This is a genomic window from Ereboglobus sp. PH5-5, assembly GCF_029504805.1.
In the GTDB taxonomy this organism is placed as follows: Bacteria; Verrucomicrobiota; Verrucomicrobiia; order Opitutales; family Opitutaceae; genus Ereboglobus.
The window spans coordinates 1-18,749 of sequence record NZ_JAQFIT010000026.1; the positions used below are offsets into that span (position 1 = coordinate 1).

Genomic DNA, 18,749 nt, shown 5'->3' on the forward strand with positions numbered 1-18,749 from the left:
CATAAAACCCGCCCGCCCAAAAAAAGGCCGCCCCATAACGAGGCGGCCTTTTTATCTGCCCGCACTTTGGCTCAGAAGGAGCGGTAGGTTTTGTTGCGGCTCAGCCTGAGTTTTCGCCCTGCCCAAAGGCATTTTCCCGCGACCATTTAACCTAAAAACAGCTCCAGTGGCAGTCCGCCAACCGCCCCGGAGCCTAAAGGGTAAATCTCTTTCGTAAATGGTTTTATACTTTAACGGGTAAGGCGCGCACAGCACTTTCTGTTTCCGCGTAATTTTTAAAGATAAACGCTTGCAAGTTGTATTTTTGTTCTTACTTTCCGCCCCCTTTAGCATTTCTACTGCGACATATCTGTAAAACTAAACATATCATTATTTCACGTCTTATTATTGGAGGAAGTTTTTGGTCTTTTGAGGTGACGATATTTCATGAATCACTCAAATTGTTTAGTTCGCAAATGGCATAATTTAAGTTATAATAACAAGTTAGAGCAAATTAACAACCAATGAAATACTCAGCCAGCCAGTGCCACCGCCATATCAAATTTCACGCCTTGGGTGTTGGGAGATCGATTTTATGCATGCTCTTGGGAGCGGGCTTTTGCGTTTTTGCCGAAGCCCAGCCGCTTGATATCATTGGCAGCGGCTCCACGGTTGCGATCAATGGCAATGTTGCGGGGAATGCCGGCCAAAAGGATGCGGTGAAAGTCACGGGAAGCGACAATACTGTCACGGTTGGAAATTCCGGGACGGTCACGGGGAGGTTTGTCGGTTGGGATGCTGGCACGGGAGGCAATGGCTTTGCGATTGTGGGAGATGATAACACGTTGGACAATAGTGGGTTGATCGTAGGCGGATCATCGAAGGGGAGCGCGGGCACTGTTGCCGGAGGGCATGGGGTTTCGATGGTGGGCGACGGCAGCCACTTGATCAATAGTGGATCAATTGGCGGCGGGGAGGCTGCGGGCACTTCGCCACGACAAAGCACTGGAGGCCACGGCGTTTATTTTATTGGAAATGACGTTGTCATAACGAATTCCACGGCATCAAGCATCACCGGCGGCTTGGCCAAATGGGGCGCGGCGGAAAGCGGCGACGGCATTCGGGTGGAAGGGGCTTCTGATAACGACAGTGTGACCATTACCAACGGCCCCAATGCCTTGATCCAGGGAGGCACGGCATATCAGGTTAGTGGCAGTATGAACGGACGGACTGGAAATGGTATTTATATCAGCCAGGGCGGCACTGTCATCATTGACAATGACACAGGCGCCTTAATCCGGGCCGGAAATGTTTTTCAGGGCACAGAGGCCATCGCCATCACCGGCGGGGCTGGCATATACCTGACAGCGGACAAAGCCACCATCACCAACAGGGCGGGCGCCCTTGTTCAGGCAAACCAAGCGATAATCACGGCGACAAACGCATATGGCGGACGCGGCATGCGCATAGAGAGCAACGACACGACGGTGATTAATTCCGGCAGCATTCTCGGAGGCTCCGCCAAGGGAGTTATAGATTCCGCGGGAGGAGACGGTTTGTATATATTGGGCGACAACGCGGCGCTGAACAACACCGGCGTGATCGTCGGAGGCTCGTCCTCGGCATCCGCCGCCACGGGAACCAGCGCGGGGGGAAGCGGCGTGATTATCGACGGGGACTCCTTTGGGGACGCGACCAATGCCGGGGAAATCCGCGGGGGAAACAGCAAAAGTGCCGGCACCTCGGGCGCGAGTCTGGCGGGACACGGTCTGGCGGTAACCGCGACCAATCAGTCTGTCATATCGGGAAGCGTCAGGAACAGCGGGACGATATCCGGAGGAAACAGCCAGTTGGGACTTAACGGAAGCGGCGGCCACGGTGTTTACATCCAGGGGAATATTGCGGGTTTTGAAAATGGTGGCGGCGGCCGGATTTCCGGCGGATCATCCCTTTATGCGGGGGCGAATCAATCTCAAACCGGGGGAAGCGGCGTTATCATTGACGGCGGTTCATTCGGCGATGCAATCAATGCCGGAATGATCATCGGTGGCGCGAGCAGCAGCGGAACGGGCGCGGGCCGGGCCGGGCATGGCATTATTATAACCGCCACCAACCAGATGTCCGGCCCCGGAAGCATCAAAAACTCCGGCACTGTCACCGCGGGCTCCAATGCGGGCGGCTATGTCGGCACCGGAGGTCATGGCATTTCTGTTGAGGGCGATATCACAGTTTTGGAAAACCTAAGCGGCGGTGTGATCACCGGCGGTTCGTCCTCGTCCGTCTCGGGCACGGTCCAATCGCAAACCGGCGGGAGCGGCGTGACGATTGCCAGCGGTTCGTATCAAGCCGTCATCAACGATGGACTGATTAGAGGCGGCGATGGCCATGGGACCCGGGGGGCAAATCAGGGCGGCCACGGCTTGGCGATCACGGCAAGCAACCAGTTGGTTCGCACGGGAAGCATTAAAAACTCCGGAACCATAATGGGCGGATCGCAATATAGTGGGCTCAATGGCGCGGGCGGTCACGGCGTCATTGTCGAGGGGAACATTTCCATTTTCGAAAACGCCCTCGGCGGGCGAATCACCGCGGGCGCGTCCACCGCCTCGGGGACCGGCACCGGCGGAAGCGGCGTGACGATTACCACGGATTCATTCGACGCAATTTCCAACGCCGGATACATCGCTGGCGGAAGCGGAATCAACAACGGCTCGGGAGTCGGCGAGGGCGGCCACGGCATTGCGGTGACCGCGACCAGCCAGTCGGTTGTTTCCGGAACCGTAAGGAACTCGGGCACGATTATTGCGGGCAACAACTCGGGCGGAACGCTCGGCGTCGGGGGCCACGGTGTGTTGCTCGAAGGGAACATTGAATATTTTGAAAACGCGACCGGCGCGCAAATCACCGCGGGCGCGGCCAGCGCCTCGGGCACCAGCACGGGCGGGAGCGGTGTGATTATTGACGGTGGTTCGCATGGGGAAATAATAAACGCCGGTGCGATTACCGGCGGTGCCGCCAGCAACGGAACGAACAGGCAGGCCGGACACGGTATTACTATAACGGCGACGAGCCAGGCGATCGGCGTCGGCCTCGTGAAAAATTCGGGCACCATCACCGCAGGGAGCAGCAGTTTTGGAGGTGTTACCGCGACCGGCGGCCACGGCGTTTATATAGACGGAAATCTCGCGAGCTTCGAAAACGCACTCGGCGGGCGAATCACCGCGGGCGCGTCCACCGCCTCGGGAACCGGCACCGGCGGAAGCGGCGTGACGATTACCACGGATTCATTCGACGCAATTTCCAACGCCGGATACATCGCTGGCGGAAGCGGAATCAACAACGGCTCGGGAGTCGGCGAGGGCGGCCACGGCATTGCGGTGACCGCGACCAGCCAGTCGGTTGTTTCCGGAACCGTAAGGAACTCGGGCACGATTATTGCGGGCAACAACTCGGGCGGAACGCTCGGCGTCGGGGGCCACGGTGTGTTGGTCGAAGGGAACATTGAATATTTTGAAAACGCACTCGGCGCGCAAATCACCGCGGGCGCGGCCAGCGCCTCGGGAACCGCCATCGGCGGAAGCGGTGTGATGATTGCCGGGGACTCCATCGGAGAGGCGATCAATGCCGGAACAATCGCCGGCGGAGCCGCCGTCATCGGGACGAGCGGAAGCGGCGGCCATGGCGTTCATGTTCAAGGCAACCTTGCGAAATTTGAAAACAAGGGCGCGGGCCGAATTTCCGGCGGCTCAGCCGCTGCCAGCGGAACCAGCACTGGCGGGAGCGCTGTGGTGATTGCCAGGGATTCTTTTGGCGAGACGATCAATGCCGGGGAGCTTGTTGGCGGAAATGGTAGTGGCGGGGCGATTAGGACCGGCGGACATGGATTGTGGTTAACCGCGACCAACCAAACAGCCGTTTCCGGAACAGTGAAAAACTCCGGCACGATCACCGCCGGAAATAATACAGGCGGAGTTGTCGGCACCGGAGGCCATGGTGTTTATATACAAGGCGACCTTGCGAGTTTCGAAAACACCGGCTCGGGGCGGATCACAGGCGGTTCATCCTCCGCCACGGGAACAGCCGCGGGCGGGAGCGGCGTGATGATTGCCGGCGATTCCTTTGGATCGGTCGTTAATAAAGGTAATATAACCGGCGGTAATAGTTCGGGGCTTGGCCGGACTGGCCACGGCCTGGCGATAATAATGGATGACCAGATTGCCGGCACGGGAAGCATAACTAATTCCGGGACAATCACGGGCGGAACCCACAGTGGCGCAATCAGCGGAACCGCCGGTCACGGTGTTTATGCGCAGGGAGATTATATAAGTTTGGTAAACGAAAATAATGGTCAAATTGCGGGCGGCTTTTCCGGGGCAACGGGCGGGGCCGCCGGGTCCGGCGTTTTTATAGAGGGCGATGAAAATAAATTGATTAACGGAGGCGCGATTCTCGGTGGTTATGCGGAACATGGCGTGACGAGCCTTGGCGGCCATGGTGTTCATCTCCGGGGCGACGGGATTGTTGTGAGCAATACGACAAACGGCGACATTTCGGGGGGCAATGCGAGGTGGCATTCCGGCACCGGAGGGCACGGTGTCCTCATCGAGGGCAGCGGCGCTGTTTTATACAATTATGAAGGACGTATTTCGGGAGGGGGCATCAGCAGTGCGAGATCCCCCACTTTGGGCGGTGATGGAGTCCTCATCGAGGGCGATGATGCAATTATCACCAATGAACGGGGTGTCATTGCCGGCGGCGACATGTCGGCGGTTGGCGCCGATCCCAAGGCGGGACATGGTCTGCATATACTGGGCAATGCCACGTCAGTGACTAATTCGGGAAGTCTTTTTGGCGGAAGTGTGTCTGCCGCTCCGATCGGAGAAAGTGGCCACGCCTTGTATGTGGAAGGCAGGCTGGCGAATTTGACCAATGCAGGATTGATCGCAGGCGGATCGACATCGAGCGCCAGCGCTGTTCGGGGTGGAGATGCGTTGCGCATGGAGGATGATTCCCCGGACGCCAATGATAAGACGATAGCCAACACAGGAACCATTCTCGGGGGGTATTCGATTGCGCAGGCTGAGTCAAAGAGCGGGAATGGAATATATTTGAAAGGCTCTCATTATATAATTATTAATGATGCTGATGGAGTCATCGCGGGCGGGACTGCTTCGCTGTCTGACGGGAATGATGCCGGTCATGGCATTTATATATTGGCAAACAGTTCCGCCATTCACATCCGGAACGCCGGCAACGCCCAAATACTGGGCGGCGGCGGAAGAAGCGGCCTCTTGTATAGCAAGGGCGGCAACGCCATTAATATGGAAATCGATGGCGCGATTATTGAAAACGCCAATGACGCACGGATTGTTGGCGGCATGGCCGCGGGCAATAATCCAAACACGGAGAATTGGGGCGGCCACGGCATCCATATTAACGGAGACGACTCGGTTGTGACCAACAAGGACAACGCCGTTGTAATGGGCGGCTCCGCTGAATCGGGCATCGTGGGCTCAATTAAAAATCAGGGCGGTGATGGCCTTCAAATCAACGGTGACAACGCCACCGTGAGCAATTCCGGTCGCATACTTGGCGGCAAAGCCACGGGAGGCAGCGTGAATATCGATGGCTACGGCATCAATATTAATGCCAGCGCCGGCACCGCCAATATCACGAACACCGGCGAAATTTCCGGCGGCACGGGCATCCTTGTGTCAAACGCCACAAGCGGCACAATATACAACACCGGCACGATCACGGCGTCCGGCTCGGCCAATCGCGCGATCGAACTGGCCTCCGCAAACATCATCTCCAAGTTCGACACCGGCAGCGTGCTCAACGGCGATGTATATAGCAGCGGCACCGGCAACAAACTCGTATTCCAAGGCACCGTGACCGAGGACAGCTACTTCCGCTCCGACTCGTCCGCAAACAACTTCACCAGCCTCACCGTGCAAACCGACGGCACGAACAACACGCACTGGACGCTCACCGGCAGCACCACGCAACTCGACGGCGTGAACGCCATCGCGATCAACGACGGCGCCAACGACACGACCTCCACGCTGACGATCACGCCCGCCGACGATGCCGATTACAACTTCGCCCACGCCCTGACCGGCAACGGCACATTGGAAATCGCCCTCCAGGAAAGCGCCAACATCATCAGCTTCGGCACCATCACCGGCAACGCCTTCACCGGCACCGTCGCGCTCGGCACCGGCCGGTTCGTCCTCGGCGGCACCGCCAACTCGCAAGGCGCGACCAACCTCGCCACGCTCGAAAACGCCACGCTGCGCATCGACGCGGGCAACCGCACCGAAGTCGAGGGCGCCGGCGCCATCGCCGGACTTTCGTTCAACAGTGGCACGCTCGCCGTGCGCACCTCCAACACCACCGGCGTCAACCACGTCGAGGACTTGCTCACCGTGTCCGGCACGCTCGACACCACGGGCGGCGGCACCGTGGAAGTCGCCCTCTCCGGCACCGCCTTCGGCACCATCCCCGCCACGCCCCCGGGCGCGCCCGCGCTCCTCGACCAGGACGACTACGTTGACAGCGGCACGGCTGGCATGGTGCAAGGCCCGCTCGTCGCCGTGGACGTTGACAACAGCGGCACGGTCACCGGCATCGGCACGCAACTCACCATCGACTTCATTCCGTCCTCAAGCAGCACCGGCACCATCCCCGGCTCGGTCAGCTCGACCAGCGCCTACGTGCAATCCGGCACGCACGTCGCCGACCTCGTCTACGACTACTACGGCGCGGTCACCGGCAGCGGCATCTACCTCAACTACGGCCTCGCGGAAATCGACGCGCTCGACGGCCAAACCGTGGTCGTCTCCAACGACGGCGCGGCCAACGACACCCTCGGCGCGATCCTCTCCGGCGACGGCGGCTACACCTTCACCGCCACGGGCAACAGCAGCATCCGCGTCGGCAACGTGAACAGCAGCTACACCGGCACGACCACGATCACCTCCGGCACCGTCATCACGATCACCAACGGAGCCTTCGGCAACACCGACTGCCTCGTCATCAACAACGCCGGCGCGCTCGACCTCAACGGCCGCGCGCAAACCATCGCCAACGGCGGCCAAATCGACGGCATCCTCCACGGCAGCGGCAGCCTCGGCTTCGGCGGACTCGTCACAATCACGAGCACCAACACCACCTTCACAGCCGACGTCGGCGTCACCGGCACGGCGGTGCTTCACAACACCGGCGCCCTCGGCGATTCCGGCACCCTCTTCAACGACGGCCTCGCACAGTTCACCGCCGCCACCGGCACCTTCTCCAAAACGCTCGCCGGCGCCGGAAACACCGAACTCGCCAACAACAGCACCGTGTCCGTCTCGGGCTCAAACACCGCCTACAGCGGCACCTTCATCATCAACACCGGCAACCGCCTGGTCGCCGAAACAGACGCAAACCTCGGCGCGGCGAACATCACCGGCTCCGGCGTCTTCGAAAAACAAAACGCCGCCACCACGATCACGATCGCCCACGCCAACAACGGCTTCACCGGCACCGCCGCGGTCACCGCCGGCCGCCTCGCCGCCACCACAATCGACGCCCTCGGCACCGCCGAAATCGCCGTCGAAGCCGGCGCGATATTTGAGCACCTCAATGTCACCGGCACGCTGCAAAACAAACTCACCGGCGCGGGCACGCACCACGTGACCAACAGCACCCTCACGATTGCCGACGCCGCGAAATACAAAATCGCGAACACAACCCTCAACCAACCCTCCACGTTGTGGCTCGCCACCAACGGCGTCACCATCGGCACGCTGAACGCAAACAGCGGCACGCTCGCCTTCGCCAACCCCGTTGACACGGGCACGATCAGGGCGCTCGGCAGCGGCACCGCGAACATCGTCATGAACGCCTACCTCGCCCAGGCGACCATTGGCGTCAACCCCGCCGGCACCGTGGCAAACCACCTGACAATCGACGATGCCGGCAACGCGACCCACTCCGTTTACATCAACGCCCTGAGCGAACCGCCCCTCGCGCTCAACATGGCCATCGAACTGATCACCACCGGCACGGGCGCCGCCACCTTCCTCATGGCAAACGAAGGCGGCAAACTCGAATACGACCTCACCACCATCGAACTGGTCAAGGGCGACGGCTCGCGCTACACGCCCGACACAAACATCTGGTATCTCTCGGACCGCAACCTCAGCCACGCCGCCGACGCGATCATCAACACCGCCTCGACCCTCTCGCTCGACTGGGCCGCCGCCATGGACTCCCTCCACCTGCGCCTCGGCGACATCCGCGCCGAGTGGCGCGAGCAACCGGCCCGTGACTCCGGCAACATCTGGGTGCGTTCCCGCGGCTACCGCATCAACGCCGCGAACGAACTCTCCGGCATGTCCTTCCGCCAATACGGCTGGGGCGTGACCGGCGGCGCGGACAAATCCTTCGCCGCCGAAAACGGCGTGAACCTCCTCGGCGGCTTCATCGACATGGGCGGAGTTGACCGCAAGTTCGACAACGACGGCACCGGCCGCACCCGCAGCGTGGGAGTCGGCGCCTACATTACCCTGCTCAGGCAAAACGGCTGGTTCCTCGACGGCATCGCCCGCTTCGACCGTTACGACAATGATTTTGACGCGAAAGCGGCGAACGGCCGCGTGACCCGCGGCGAATACACGGCCAAGGGCCAAAGCCTCTCGCTCGAAGCCGGCCGCCGCCTGCAACGCACCGACGGCTGGTGGCTGGAGCCCGGCGTGCAAGTCGCGGTGCTCTGGCTCAACGGTGCAAATTACATGACGCAGGCCACGTCCGAGCAGCGCGCGCTCAAGGTGAAAGTCGGCGATTCCGACACCTGGCAATACCGCGCGCTTGTGCGCTTCGGAAAACAAATCCCCAACAGCCGCTGGACGCCCTACGGCAAGTTCGCCGCCGTCGCGGTGGATTCCAACGGTGGCAGGATCAAAGTGCACGGCAAGACCTTCAACGCCGACTACGACGGCAAACGCATCGAAATGGGCTTTGGCACGAGCTACCGTCTCGACGACCTGAGCCAGCTCCACCTCGACTACGAGTATGCCAAGGCCCAAGCCTACGACCGCCCCTGGTCCATCAACCTCGGCTACCGCAGACTCTGGTAAAAAGCCGCTTCATAAACCACCCGCCCAAAAAAGGCCGCCTCGTTTTGAGGCGGCCTTTTTATCCGCCCTCACATTGGCTCGGCACGCGATCGCCGTGACGGCTCACAGTAAAAGCATCCGCGTGCCACACTTAGGCATGATTAACGTTGAGTGTATTGCAAAAAAATGGCCATTATTTGTAACAATTTTATTAATAAGTGACATTTTTTGCGTAATTCGCTCAGCCGCAAGGTGGGGCATGATTGTTCACACTCACTTCCAAAAGGATGATTAAAAACCTCCAATTACAGTCTTTTCGTTTTATTCACCAGTTCGCGCTTTTACTGGCAGTTGTTGTGAGCATGTGTGCGGCTAAACCATTTTTGGATGCGCAATCCTCGTGGCAAACTACCGGCAATGGCCCGTGGGCCACTGCGGCCAATTGGAGCAACGGCGTGCCAAACGCCGTCGACGCGACCGCCATCATCAGCAACGACCTCTCGTCGGGCAATCATACCATCTCCATTGCCAACCCCGGCGTCACCGTTGGCGCGCTCAGCATCGAGGGCAATGATTCCGCGGCTTCCACGATAACGATTCAGACCTCGACGCTTAGCTTTGCGGCGACGGGAGGGCAAAACGCCGTCCTTAATTACCAAGGCAGCAATTACGTCACCATCAGCAGCGTGGTTAATTTGCTCAGCGACCTCTCCATTCAGGCGGGCACCGATCCGCTCTTGCCTGCCTTTGCGAGCAGGCTGACGATTTCCGGGCGCATCGACGGCAACGGCCACGCCATCAACGTCAACGCCGGGCACGCGCCCGCCATCACCACCATTAGCGGCGCGATCACCGGCGCCGGCACGCAGCTCATCAAGACCGGCGGCGGCGCGCTGGTGCTTTCCAATTCGAACAATACCTTTTCCGGTGGCTTGGATGTTTTTGTCGGCTCTGTGACAACGACGATCGGCAACCGTGCCAATGCGGGCACCGTGCTTGGCGCGGGTGTTGCCGCGACCGGGTCCAACTATCTCGGCATCGGTGACATCAAGGTGGCCAACAGCGACGCGTTGCTGACGATCAATTCCGCGGCGGGTAATTACGCCGGCCAGCACGTCACGCTTGGCGGGGGCTTGATCCTGCTCGAAAACGGCGGCGACTTGCGCATTTCGGAAAACGACGCCCGCACAACTTTTCGCTTTAATTTCAACTCCGGCACGATCAGCGGCGGCACAAACCCGAATCGCGGCACGCTCACACTCGCGGGCGCGGATTTTGTTTACAACGCCGACGGTTCGGGCGGCACGCTTTTTGAAAACGCGCCCACGCTGGTTTTCGACACGTCGCGAAACACCACCGCGATGAACGTGAAGATGAACAACACCGCCATGCTGGGCGCTTTCGGTGTGGTGCGCAAAACCGGCACCAATGCGCTCACTTTTACAGCGGGTGACACGGGCGCGTTTCGAGCGGACGATTTCGTGATCGAATCCGGCCTCGGCGCCATCACGCTCAACCAGACTGCGCTCGATCTGGCAAACGGGCTCACGTTTTCCGGCACCAATGCCAGCTTCACAAACATGCTGGCACTGCCAACCGGCTCGGTGAGTTTTGGGCGCGCCGATCAACTGAGCAATTCCTCCGCGCTGAATATCGGGCAAAATGTCATTACGAACCTGCTTCTCAACGGCTACGACCAGACCTTTTCGTCCATCAACCTCGCCACGGACGCGCGTCTGGGCATCTGGATGAGCGCGGGCACGCCCTCGACCCTGACAATCGGCGGACTCACCTCCTCCGTCGCGACTCCAACCGCCGGTCCTCTTGGCGCGAACTATCTCTCCATCTATAACTGGAAGGGCAACCCGGGCACGCATTTGCTGGATGGCAGCGTTGTTTCCAACGGCAACATAGTCAAAGACACCGGTGGCGTGGATTTGGGCAAGGTCTGGTTTCGCGGCTATGCGCCAGGCGCGGTGCTCGACCCCTCGGGCAATTTGGTGCCGGTGGATTTTTTGCGCACGACCGTCAACACGAACGTGATGGTCGGAAACAACTGGTTCACGCTGTCCAACTGGAGTGTCGATGTGCCGGACACTTCCCCGGGGGCGGTGGTCGAAATCACGGGAGCCTTTGGCGGCGGCAAAAATCTTTCACTGCAAAACCGCACCGTGACGATCGGCCATTTGATCGCAAACCGGACGATCAATGTGTCGAACCAAAGCACCATCAACACGGGCGTGATTGTGTTCGACAGTGGCGTCGCCGGCACGGCTTCCACCATTTCCGGCACGGGTGGAATCACATTGAGCGCGGCTGTGCGGCTGGATAATGACCTGCTCGTCAACGCTACGGGCGGAGGCACGATCAATTATGATTTTACGAATATAGGAACATATATACAAAACGCGCTTTCCGGTTCCGGTAATATTGAAGTCAGGGGCTCCGGACTGATCATTAACAGTCAGGCGGCGAAGCCGGATTACTCCGGCAATATAGATGTTTACAGCAAGCTGGGGGTTTGGTCGGACACGGCGGGAAGCACTTCCCTGGGACTGGGCACGGGCGCCATCACGATGCATCAAGGCTCGTGGATCGGCAACTGGGTCAGCACGCGCAAGCCATCCATTATATACAACAAATTTGTCATCAATGGCGGGTTTACGATGCATTACGCATTTGTGAACTATGCGGGCGATGTGGAATTAACCGAGGATCGCGCGATCAACGTGAGTGCGAGCCAGGGTTACGGCAGCTCGTATGGCGAGATGAGCGGCTTCGGAGCCGGCGCCAACCTGACGGGCGTTGGCGGACTGGGCTGGAATGGAAGCGGCATGCTCAAAAGCGGCTCCAACACCTTTTCCGGCGGCCTGAAAAAAACAGGCGCCGCCGCCACCACGCTTTATGCGGATTTGCACAGCGACCTCGTCACAGGCGCGCTGGCTCCGGGCAATAACTACCTCGGCAGCGGCGACATCACCATCACCGGCGGCATTGTGCGGGTGAACACTTTCGGTCATGATGTTTCGATGCTGGGCAATGTTTCCATCGGCGCCGCTGCATCGCTCGTCATCAACAACCCCGCCGGTTATGCGGCTGGCGATGTGAACATTTCGGGCAACCTTGTGTTGGGGGCAAACAGCGTCCTGCAATTTATCAATCAATCGGCCGTCATTGCCGATACCGCGACATGGACCAACACCGGCCTTTCCCGCATTGTCTTTGCGGGTGATCTCGCGATTAACACGCCTTTCGGCGGGACTTATTCCACCGACCTGCGCGCCAGCGCAAGCGTGGGCGGGGAGCAGCATCTCACCTCCACGCTCGCCGGGGGCATTTCCAATGTCGGCACCCTGTATAAGGAGGCCGCCTATGGCGGCAACACATGGCTGGACACGGAGATCCATCTCAACGCGGTCAACATCGCCGCGGGCAGCCTCATAATAAACGGTGACAATCTGATCCGTTCGCGCACGGGCGTCGCGCCGGCCACCACGCTCACAATGAGCGGCGGGCTGGTCCAGGTCTCCGGAGGCTCCGCGGGCGCGCCAAACACCAACACCTTCACCACGCTCACCATCTCCGGCAACGCCGGCCTTTTTTTGGATGAACACTCGGCGCTCTATTTCACCGGAGTCAGCAACAACACATGGGGAAATACCAACGCGTGGCATGTCCTCAACCTTGCCAACTCCACCGGCGAATGGACGACCGCCGCCGACAATCTGCTCAGCGACACTTACGTTTACTTTAGCAACACAACCCAGCTCACGGCCACCAGGCTCGGCCTCATTTCCTTCACCGGCTTCGGCACCGGAGCCAAGCTCGTGCAGACAAATATCAGCGGCACCAATTATTGGTTCCTCGCTCCCACGGGCGAAAAAACACTCGAGTGGGCCGGGGCGCGCACCACGGGTGTCGATACCGACCGCCTCTGGAGCTCCGCCGCAAACTGGATTGGCGTGACGGGCGGCGATGGCTCCGTCACCGGCGCGGGCCTCTCCGTTGCCATTCGCAATGTCGACGGGCTTCTCGACGGCAACCGCATCATTGTCGATCAGGATGTCACGGTCGGAAAACTCTACATCGAAAGCAGCGGCGGCCAGGTCTTCACGCTTTCCTCCACCAACGATCACACGCTCACGTTCGACAGCGGGGTCGGCGGCTCCAATGCCATGCTTGTCAACAACAGCGCGCACAGCGGCACCATCACCGCCAATCTGGCGCTCGCCGGCACGCTCGAAATCGCGAACCACTCTCCGACGGCCAATCCCCTTGTCATAAGCTCGCATATCACCGGCTCCGGAGGGATCGTCTATGATGCCACCGGATTTCTGATCATGGGGGACGCTGCGCCGAGCTCCAGTGACTTTACGGGAGGCTTCAAAATAGTTGGCAGCACGGCGACCTCGGCCAACGCCGCGGGCAGCCGCATTATCCGCCTGCTTTCCGACGGGAGCGTGTTCGGCTCGGGCTCCTACAACGGCGTGGATGCCAAGAGCAGCACGCAAGCGCTCACCATCGGCGCGGGCGTCGCGGGCAGGTGGTATACACTGCAAACAGGCAGCACGGGAAGCAGCAGAACCATCGACGGTTCGGTCCGCTTCGCGGGCGATCTGTTTTACTCCGCGGCATCCGGCGCGGGCACCCTGACCTTCGAAAGCGCTGCCCCCAGTTACGTGACCACGGGAACCTGGCGCTTGCATGGAAACAACGGCTGGACTCTCAGCACCCTGAATCTGAAAACCGACCTGCAGGGCGATGGCGGGTTCATCTTCGGCACATACACGCAAATAAATTTTTACGGCGACAACACCTTTTCCGGGGGCGTGGTCATGGGAGTCGCCTCCGACAACCGCAACACGCGCCTGGGCATCGGCTCGGATACCGCCCTGGGCGTTGGAAAACTCACACTGGCCTCAAACACCGCGGAGAACAACTGGATCTACGCGCTGGGTGGCGCGCGTAGCATAACCAATGAAATTGCCGTCACCGGAAGCGGCTTGTATCAATTCGCAAGCAACAACCTGACATTTGCCCGCGTCGGAAGCAGCACGCTGCAAGCCACATTCAAGCTCACGGTGGCAAACGGCATAACCGTGACATTTTCCGACGGGCATGTGCTGACGGGCGCCCACGGCATCATCCATTCGGGCGCGGGCACATTGCGCTTCGAAGGGGCGAACGCATACACCGGCAACACCTCGATAAGCAACGGCACGCTTTCCGTCGGCGACAATCTCTCCATTGGAGGCAGCGGCACGCTCATCTTTGGCGGCGCTTCGGCCGGGACACTTGCCAGCCACGGCGGTGCCATCACACTTTCAAACGACGTTTTGTTCAGCGGCGCCTACATCGGCCTCAACGGCAGCGCCGGCCTGCTCACGCTTGATCCGGGTTTTGGCGTGACCCTGAATAACAACAAAACCATCGCAGCCACCGGCACGGCCGCCCTTGGCGCCAACCTGACGCTTGCCGGAGATTATGGCGTCACCAAAACCGGCGTGGGCACGCTTGTCATCAATTCCCGCAACAGCACCTACACTGGCAACACGGCGATCACGCAAGGCACCCTGCGCGTGAATGCCGCGGGCGACATCACGCTCGGCGAGGCCGACGCCGGCAACAATTACCTCGGCACGGGGCATGTCACATTCACCAGCGGCAACTACGCGCGCCTGCTCGAACTCGTCACGACCGACGGCTCCAGCGTGAATCTCCACGGCAACCTCGCCCTCAATGGCAACACTGCCGTGAACACCGCGAGCATCAACATCACCGACACCGCCGGCGCGATTAGCGGGGCAAACATAGACACCAAAATCGTCACCGAAACCAATTCCACCATCAGCGGCAACGCCTACGGCTACCTTCGCACCGCCGGCGATGTCATCAAGACCGGCACGGCCACGCTGCACTGGACAGGCGGCAATATCGTGACGCCCAACTTCATTTTGCGGGAGGGCGCGCTCGACCTTGGCAGCGCGAACAGCACGCGCACGGGCCTGGGCAGCTTCACACTCGGCACCGCCACGTTCAACGTCAGCGGCAGCCAGACCTTCGCTGGCACGATTTTCAATCTCGCCGGTTCCGGCACCATCAACATGAACGGCGCGTCCGGCTCCTCGCTGCTCACATTCCAAAACCTGGGATCATGGAACGGCACGCTCGACATCATCAACTGGAACGGCAACAGCACCTACGGCGGAGGCGCCACGCAAGTGCGTTTCGTCAGCGACGTCCTTAACGCCTTCGACTATGCGCGCCTTGCCGCGATTAGTTTTTACAGCAGCGGAGTCATCACCTACGCGCCCGGAGCCAAAATCCTGAAAAACACCCAGCAGTTTTATGAGCTCATCCCGCTTGGCGTGAGCGCGGAATGGGTGGGCGACGCCTCCGGAAACAATTGGGGCAACACCGCCAACTGGAAGGGTAACATATCGCCGACCGGCCCGGGCGCGGTCGCCGTTTTTTCCAACACGCTTCAGCTTGGCGGCGACCCGGTGCATATCGACGTCGCAAACCTCAAGCTCGGCGGCCTCATGTTCACAAACAACACCGGCGAAAACTATTCGCTCGATGGACAGTCGATCACCTTTGAGCAAATGGATTCCGATGAGGTCGCAAACCTGACGCTGCAAAACAACAACTCCGTGACGATCGCCAACGCCGGCGTTGCCCTGTCCAACCGTCTCGTCGTGAGCACGGTCGGCACCGGCACGCTCACGATCAACGCGCCCGTAAGCGGCACGCAAGGCATGATCAAAAGCGGCGCGGGCGAGCTGGTTTTGGCCAATAACGCCAACGACTTTTCGGGCGGCATCACCCTGCTCGACGGCACGCTGACCGCGGCCGCCAGCTCGTCTGTTTCCTCGGGCTCCGTGATCGCCGGACCCCTCGGCACCGGCACGCTCACGGTGGCCGGCACGCTCGCCCCTACGCTCGCCTTCGCGCTCAACGGCGCGCAAACAATCGACAACGCCATCGACCTCGCCACACAACTCGACGGCACCGACGCGGTGGACATCACGCTCAAACTCGACACCGCCTCCGGCAACGAAACGACACTGACCGGCGGCATCACGCAAACCGGTTCCGGCGCGGGGTCCCTTGAAAAAACCGGCGCGGGCGAGCTCGTTCTCGCCGCCGCCAGCGCGCACACCGGCACGACCACCGTGAGCGCGGGCACGCTCGCCTTCACCGCAGCGAACGCCATTGCCAGCAGCACGGCGGTCATCGTCAACGCGGCCCTCTTTACCGGCGACATCGAGCAAACACTCGTCAATCTCTCCGGCACCGGACACATTATCGCCGGTGCCGATGGTAACGACCTCACCGGCCATGTCATCGCGCTCAACACCGAGTCCACGACCTACTCCGGCAGCATCACCGGCGACGGCGCGCTCACGAAGACCGGCACCGGCGCGCTCACACTTTCGGGTGTCAACACGCACACCGGCACCACCGCGATCCACGATGGCATGCTCGTCGCCGCGACCGCGGGAGGCGACACCGGCCGCGCCCTCGGCGCGGGTGACATTTTCTACACCAACGCCCTCGGCTCCACGCTCCGCCTCGAGGGCGGCGGCACGCTGAACCAAAGCCAGCACGTCGTCGCGGGCGCGTCGGGCACGGTGCAAGTCGCCAACGGCGGCACGCTCGTCATCACCGCATCCAGATCCCCCGCGCTTTTTGCCGGCGAGGACGGCGTGTTCACGAGCGTCGGCAACATCACCTTCCTGGACAGTTGGGAGGCCAATCGTCACGGCGCCGCCGTTTATGCCGACACCGGCGCCACGCTTTCTTTCAACAGCGGCACCGTCGAGTTCGTCAACGGTTTCATCTACGAAATCGGACAGGGCGGCGCGATCTATGCGTCCGGCTCCCTCGCCATCGCCGCCAGCCAGGCCGAAATAATTTTCCAGGGCAACCAGGCGTATCGAGGCGGCGCGATTTTTGCCGAGGATTCCGTCTCGATCGACGCCGGCGGCTCCAGCCTTTTGTTTGCCAGCAACACCGCCTTTGCCATCGACGAGGGGCACTCGTTCCTGAGCGCCGGCGGCGCGGTGTTCACCTTTGATGATTTCTCCATCAATATCACCAACGGCGGGACGCTGGCATTTCTCAACAACTACGCCCACGAAGTCGGGGGCGCCATCGCCTCGGGCACGGAGACGAATAATCCGGGTGATTACGCCGCCGGCGTCAGCATCACGGGAGACTACGGGCGCATCGAGATGAGCGGAAACGTCGCGCTCTCCGGTGGCGGCGCGATCTGGAGCGCGGGCACGGTCGCCATCAGCGCCACGAGCGGCGCGCTTATTGTCACGAGCAACACAGTGCTCGAAAGCATTTATGGAAGCGCGATCTACTCAAGCGAGGGCGATATCATCATCAGCGGCAGCTACGGCCTCATTGAAATCGCGGACAACGTGATTGTGGAGTCGGACTGGCAGGGCGGCGGCGCGCTCAGCGCGCCCATCGGCGACATCGTGATAAATCCCGCGGCCACGGGGACGCTGTCCATTGTCAGCAACACCTCGGGGATCAACGGCGGCGCGCTCTACACGGAGGAGGGCGGCATAATGATAGGCGGGAACCATGGCGCCATGTTCATCAACTCGAACAACGCGGTTGACTGCGGCGGAGCGTTTTACTCGGAGGAAGGCGATATCGTTATCGACTCCATCGTCACCGGGACGCTTTCCATTGCCAGCAACACGGCGGACTCGCGTGGCGGCGCATTTTATACCAACGGAGGCGACATTGAAATAACCGGAACTTACGGCGGCATATTCATCAACTCAAACACCTCGGCAAACGGCGGCGCATTTTATGCATCCCGCGGTTTCGCGCGGTTCAGCGCCACAACAAGCGGCGACCTTCGTATCACTGACAATTACGCGAGCAACGGCGGCGGCGCGATTGTCGCCCACGGGGGCGTTGTCATGGACGGCGCCTACGGCAACATACTGATCAACAGCAACACCGCCGGGAGCTACGCCAGTGTTGTTTACTCCAACACGGGAAGCGTGGTCATCTCGGCCACGACCAGCGGCTCCTTGGAGATCGCCAATAATACCGCGCCCGGAAGCTACGGCGCCATTTACGCGGGCAACGGTTTTTCGGTCACCGGTGACTACGACGCCGTCTCCATCACCGGAAACACCTCGGGCACCTACAGCGGCGCGGTTTACACCCCCAAGAACATTGTCATCACCCCCGGCGCCGCCGAAACACTCGTGATTGCGGATAATGCGGCCGCCTACGGCGGCGCGTTTTTCAGCACCGGAACGACCATCATCGGCGGCGGCGCGAAAAACATATCCATTACCGGCAACACGGTGAGCTTGTATGGTGGCGCGATTTACGCCGGCGCCATTGTCATCGCGCCTGATGCCGCCGAATCGATTGTGATTGCGAGCAACACCGCCAGCTACGGCGGCGCGTTCTACTCCGGCGGCGGCTTCACGCTGACCCTGGCGGACGGCGCCGTTTTCACCGCGACCAACAACAAGACGGCAGCCAACACCCGCGGCGGCTTCCTCTACGCGGCGGGCGGCGGCATGCGCTTCGACATCGGTGCAAACGCCACCGCGCAAATCGGCGACGCCAACTCAATCGCCGCGACAGCCGACAGCATTTCCGGCGGCGCTAGCGTTAGCC

At 60.6% G+C, this 18,749-nt stretch carries 2 protein-coding genes; both read left to right on the forward strand.

Annotated elements, in window-relative coordinates; all coding sequences use genetic code 11:
• Positions 1–578: 578 nt before the first annotated feature.
• Positions 579–9,104 (forward strand): pertactin-like passenger domain-containing protein, encoded by an 8,526-nt coding sequence (locus tag M2103_RS12875; RefSeq protein WP_277511070.1) that lies wholly within the window; start codon positions 579–581, stop codon positions 9,102–9,104.
• 434 nt (positions 9,105–9,538) lie between these two features.
• The coding region (locus tag M2103_RS12880) for an autotransporter-associated beta strand repeat-containing protein (RefSeq protein WP_277511071.1) at positions 9,539–18,749 on the forward strand (9,211 nt) is incomplete at its 3' end.

Excerpts from the sequence above, each read along its gene's own strand:
- M2103_RS12875 (WP_277511070.1), top strand. The coding sequence starts at position 579 with ATGCTCTTGGGAGCGGGCTTTTGCGTTTTTGCCGAAGCCCAGCCGCTT.